The organism is Salinicola sp., from assembly GCF_982684285.1.
Genome location: NZ_CEXLVS010000270.1, coordinates 1 through 5242 on the forward strand (window position 1 = coordinate 1; position 5242 = coordinate 5242).

Below are 5242 nucleotides of genomic sequence, written 5' to 3' on the forward strand. Positions count from 1 at the left end.
TGGACGAGACCGAAAGACGCCGCAACAAGCAGATCGCGCACAATGAACGTCACGGCATCACGCCGATGACCGTGACCAAGTCCGTGGCCGACATCATGGAAGGGGCGCAAGCGCCGGGAAGCCGCAAGAGTGGGCGTAAGCGCACCGAGCAGCTGGTGGCGGAAGCCCCGGGCGACTACACCCGCGAGGCCTTGAGCCAGATGAACGCGCCGCAGCTGACCAAGGAGATCGGCAAGCTGGAGGATCGCATGCACGAGGCTGCCCAGAATCTCGAATTCGAGCAGGCCGCGAAGCTGCGCGACCAGTTGCAGACGCTCAAGGTCAGGTTGCTGGAGCTGGGATAGGCGAGGTCGGGAAACGCTCGAATGCCGGAAGGACCGGAAATACGTCGCGTTGCGGATCGGCTGGGCAGGGTGCTGGTCGGCAGACCGTTGGTTCAGGCCTGGTTCGCCTTTGCCGAGATCGAGTCGATGGCGGGGCGCCTGAGCCGAAGCCGGGTCACGGCCGTCGATTGCTGGGGCAAGGCGCTGCTGATCGCCTTCAGCGACGGGCACGTGCTCTACTCCCACAACCAGCTCTATGGCGTATGGCGCGTTCATCGCAGCGACAAGCCACCGGTGACGGGGCGGGTGCTGCGTGCCCGGTTGGCCACCGAGACGCATGCGGCCAGCCTTTACAGCGCCTCGGATATCTCGCTGTGGACGACCGAGACCGTTCGGCAGCAGCCATTCCTGGCCCGCCTGGGGCCGGATCTGTTGACGCATGATGTCTCGGCGGGGGATATCGAGGCGCGACTGTCGGACTCCCGCTTCGCGGGCCGTGGGCTCGGCGGGCTGCTGCTGGATCAGGGGTTCTATGCCGGTATCGGCAACTATCTGCGCTCGGAGATCCTGTTCTACGCCGGGCTGCCGCCGAGAAAACGCCCCAGGGATCTGACGAGCTCTCAGCGCCGGAAACTGGCGTGCGTCATCCTGGCCACGATTCGGCAGGCCTACCGGGAAGCCGGCGTGACCAACCGTCCCGCATGGCGCAAGCGGCTACAGCTGGCAGGGAAGCGACGCGGGCAGTGGCGGTTCGCCGTGTTCGAACGCGAGGGCCTGCCTTGCCATGCCTGCGGTTCGGCCATCGTTCGCGAAGCCGTCGCCTCTCGGCGTCTCTATCGTTGCCCCCACTGCCAGCCGGAATGACAGGAAACGCCAGATTCGGGGCGCAATGGAATATGGGTTTATACCGTTATCTCATGTCGACGAAGTCAACCGGAAACTGCCAATTTCGGTTCCCTAGGGTATGATTGGCGGCCTTGAAGTTACCGCCCCGCGGACGATCGATCCGCCGGGCAGTCACCGTGACCAGCAGGAGACCGATGATGACCGTGATCCGCCAGGAGGATCTCATTCAGAGCGTGGCCGACGCGCTGCAATACATCTCCTATTACCATCCCAAGGATTTCATCGATGCCATGCACGCGGCCTACCAGCGGGAAGAGCACCCTGCCGCGCGGGATGCCATCGCACAGATTCTGATCAATTCCAGGATGTGCGCCACCGGCCATCGGCCGATCTGTCAGGACACCGGTATCGTCACGGTCTTCGTTCACGTCGGCATGAACGTGCGCTGGGAAGCCGACATGAGCCTCGACGACATGGTCAACGAAGGCGTGCGCCGCGCCTACCTGCTGCCCGACAACGTCCTGCGCGCTTCGGTGCTGGCCGACCCCGACGGCAAGCGTCGGAACACCGGTGACAACACCCCGGCAGTGATCCACCACAAGCTGGTGCCGGGTGACACGGTCGAGATTCACGTGGCGGCCAAGGGCGGGGGGAGCGAGGCCAAGTCCAAGTTTGCCATGCTCAACCCGTCGGACAGCGTGGTCGACTGGGTGCTGGAACAGCTGCCCAAGATGGGCGCCGGCTGGTGCCCCCCCGGGATGCTGGGGATCGGCATCGGAGGTACCGCGGAAAAGGCCATGGAACTGGCCAAGGAAGCGCTGCTCGACCCCATCGACATTCAGGCGCTCCAGGCCCGCGGTGCCAGCAATCGTGCCGAAGAGTTGCGACTGGAGCTGTTCGACAAGGTCAACCGGAGCGGCATCGGCGCGCAGGGGTTGGGCGGATTGACCACGGTGCTCGACATCAAGGTCAAGGATTATCCCACTCATGCGGCCAACAAGCCGGTGGCGATCATTCCCAACTGCGCTGCCACCCGCCACGTGCATTTCAGCCTCGATGGCAGCGGTGCGGCGCAGCTGCCGGCACCCAGGCTCGACGACTGGCCGGAGATCACCTGGGAAGTGGGCGAGGGCGTGCGCCGCGTCAATCTCGACGAGATCACCCCGGAAGCCGTGCGCGAGTGGCAGCCCGGCGATACCGTGCTGCTCTCCGGCAAGCTGCTGACCGGGCGGGACGCCGCCCACAAGCGGATGATCGATATGCTGGCCAGGGGCGAGAGCCTGCCGGTGGATCTGAAGAATCGCTTCATCTATTACGTCGGGCCGGTCGATCCGGTCGGCGACGAAGTGGTCGGACCGGCGGGCCCCACCACGGCGACGCGCATGGACAAGTTCACGCGGACGCTGCTCGAGGAGACCGGCCTGTTGGGCATGGTCGGCAAGGCCGAGCGCGGCCCGCTGGCGATCGAAGCCATTCGCGACAACCAGGCGGTCTATCTGATGGCCGTCGGCGGCGCGGCCTATCTGGTGGCGCAAGCGATCAAGAAGGCGGAAGTAATCGCGTTCGACGACCTGGGCATGGAGGCGATCTACGAGTTCGAGGTCGAGGACATGCCCGTCACGGTGGCCGTGGACCATCTGGGTACGTCGGTTCACCAGACGGGCCCCGCCAGGTGGAAGGAGATCATCGCCGAGCGGGTCTAGCGGCCAGGTGGCGGTCGATGGAGCTCGGGCCCGCGGCGCCGGGCACCATTCAACGAAGAGATCGCGTCAAGGAGAGAGTCCCTGTGGGGCTCTCTCTTTTTTTCGGTATGATGTTGGTTCGACTAACGATTTTTGGCGGAGAGGATGGTGATGCAGCGTAGCGGAAGATGCCGGACATGACCGTATTGATCGGCTGGCTGTTGTTCGTCTCCCACGTTGCCGGGATCGCCACGGCGATCATGGCGCTGATGTCCAGCCGCACCTCCCAGGGTGCCGTCGCCTGGATCGTGACGCTAATCAGCTTTCCCTATATCGCCGTGCCGATTTTCTGGACATTCGGCCGACCCAGGTTCTACGGCTATGTCTCGGCGCGGGGCGAGCGGGACACCGTGCTGCGCCAGGTTCTTCAGCGCTATCGGCCGAACATGGAGTCGTCCATTTCGCGGCCGGAAGCGGTCAGCGGACGTATTCGTGCGGTCGAGGAGCTGGCGCGCATGCCGATGACCCGAGGCAACCGGGCGGAGCTGCTGATCGATGGCGATGCCACCTTCGACAGCCTGTTCGAAGGCATCGATCGTGCCGAAGAGTATATCCTCGTCCAGTTCTTCATCGTGCGCGCCGACGAGATCGGCCTGGCCTTCAAGCGCAAGCTGATCCACCAGGCGGAGCACGGCGTCAACGTCTATTTCCTCTACGACGAGATCGGCAGTCGCGGTTTGTCCGGCGGCTATCTGAGAGATCTGGAGGAGGCGGGGGTCCGGGTCTCGGCCTTCAATTCGTCACGCGGCTGGCGCCACCGGTTCCAGATCAACTTCCGCAATCATCGCAAGATCGTGGTGGTGGATGGCCGCGTGGGCTGGACCGGCGGGCTCAATGTCGCCGATGAGTATCTGGGGCGAGTCGAACGTTACGGACGATGGCGGGACACGCATCTCAAGCTCCAGGGACCGAGCGTGCTGGCGCTTCAGGAAGCCTTCTGGGAAGACTGGTACTGGGCGACCGGCGACATCCTGGCTCTCGGCTGGAAGCCCACGCAGATTCCCGATGCGTCCCAACATGTGGCGATCGTACCTTCCGGCCCGGCAGACGGGCGCGAAACGGCCAGCCTTCTGGTTCAACACGCCATTCACGGCGCCCGCCACCGTCTCTGGGTCACCAGCCCCTATTTCGTTCCCGATCACGGCGTCCAGGACGCGCTGACACTGGCGGCGCTCAGAGGCGTCGATGTCCGGGTACTGATTCCCGAGCGTCCGGATCACCTGCTGGTCTTTCTCTCCGCCTTCGCGTTCTTGCCGGAGATGATCCGCAATGGGGTCAAGATATACCGTTATCAGCCTGGATTCTTGCATCAGAAAGTCCTGTTGGTGGACGATCACACCTCGATGGTGGGGACGGTCAATCTCGACAACCGTTCTTTTCGGCTCAACTTCGAAGTCACCGCGTACGTTCCCGACAAGGTCTTTGCCGCCTCCGTTTTCGAGATGCTCGAGCAGGATTTCGCCAATAGCCGACAGGTCAGCCGGCGCGAACTCGAGGAGAGGCCGCTATGGCGCAAGCTGGTGTCACGGGCCACGTACCTGCTATCGCCCGTGCAGTAGCGATGCCACTGGCGTGGCGCTCGACGTCATCAATGCATGAAGGGTTGCCGGGAGGCCCCCATTGAATCTAGAAACCAAATGGCTCGAGGACTTCGTGGCCTTGTCCAACACGAGGAGCTTCTCGGCCTCGGCGCGCCAGCGACATGTCACGCAGCCCGCGTTCAGTCGGCGCATTCGTTCGTTGGAACAAGCCGTCGGCGCCACCCTGGTGGACCGCTCGACCACGCCGGTCAGCCTGACGCCGGAAGGGCAGCTCTTCCTGGTGACCGCCAGGAACATCGTCGAGCAGCTCAACGACAGCCTGGCCCATCTCCGCGGTCTCGCGATGGACAACGAAGCCCTGGACATCGTCGCCGCCCACTCGCTGGCGCTGGCCTTCTATCCGCCCTGGATATCGCGCCTGCAGAAAGGCGTCGGCGAGCTGCCCACCCGGTTGGTCGCCATGAACGTCGGCGATGCCATCCACGTCCTTCGGGAGGGCAACTGCGACCTGATGCTGGCCTACCACGACCCCTACGCCACCATGCAGCTGGACGCCGAAATCTTTCCCTCGTTCTCCATCGGGCAGGTCAAGATGATTCCCGTCAGCGTTCCGGATGCCGCCGGCGCGCCGAGATTTTCATTCGATGGCGACGGGCCGATTCCGTTCTTGTCCTACACCCAGGGTGCCTTCCTCGGCCGCAGTGTCCGCATGCTGCTCAAGAACGAGCCAGGGCGCATGCGCCTCAAGACCGTCTACGAAACGGCAATGGCGGAAGGGCTCAAGGGCATG

5 protein-coding genes are annotated in these 5242 nt (G+C 63.9%); all 5 read left to right on the forward strand.

Going from position 1 to position 5242, the window contains the following annotated elements; all coding sequences use genetic code 11:
- Positions 1-344, forward strand: a 344-nt coding sequence (locus AC3AYF_RS17870) for a UvrB/UvrC motif-containing protein (RefSeq protein ID WP_487780118.1), incomplete at its 5' end; no start/stop codon positions are given.
- Between the two features lie 21 nt (positions 345-365).
- Positions 366-1187, forward strand: coding sequence for an endonuclease VIII (nei, locus tag AC3AYF_RS17875; RefSeq protein WP_295037875.1), 822 nt, complete (start codon positions 366-368; stop codon positions 1185-1187).
- A gap of 179 nt (positions 1188-1366) precedes the next feature.
- Complete coding sequence (locus AC3AYF_RS17880; protein WP_487780119.1) at positions 1367-2872, forward strand: fumarate hydratase; 1506 nt, start codon at positions 1367-1369, stop codon at positions 2870-2872.
- 176 nt (positions 2873-3048) lie between these two features.
- A complete protein-coding gene (cls, locus tag AC3AYF_RS17885; protein WP_487780120.1) occupies positions 3049-4470 on the forward strand; it encodes a cardiolipin synthase in 1422 nt (473 codons plus the stop codon).
- A 61-nt stretch (positions 4471-4531) separates the two neighbouring features.
- On the forward strand, positions 4532-5242 hold a 711-nt coding region (locus tag AC3AYF_RS17890; RefSeq protein ID WP_487780121.1), incomplete at its 3' end, for a LysR family transcriptional regulator.

What these genes read in the sequence shown, in the direction of transcription:
- AC3AYF_RS17880 (WP_487780119.1), top strand. Translation starts at nt 1,367, where the DNA reads ATGACCGTGATCCGCCAGGAGGATCTCATTCAGAGCGTGGCCGACGCG.
- cls (WP_487780120.1), top strand. Translation starts at nt 3,049, where the DNA reads ATGACCGTATTGATCGGCTGGCTGTTGTTCGTCTCCCACGTTGCCGGG.
- nei (WP_295037875.1), top strand. Translation starts at nt 366, where the DNA reads ATGCCGGAAGGACCGGAAATACGTCGCGTTGCGGATCGGCTGGGCAGG.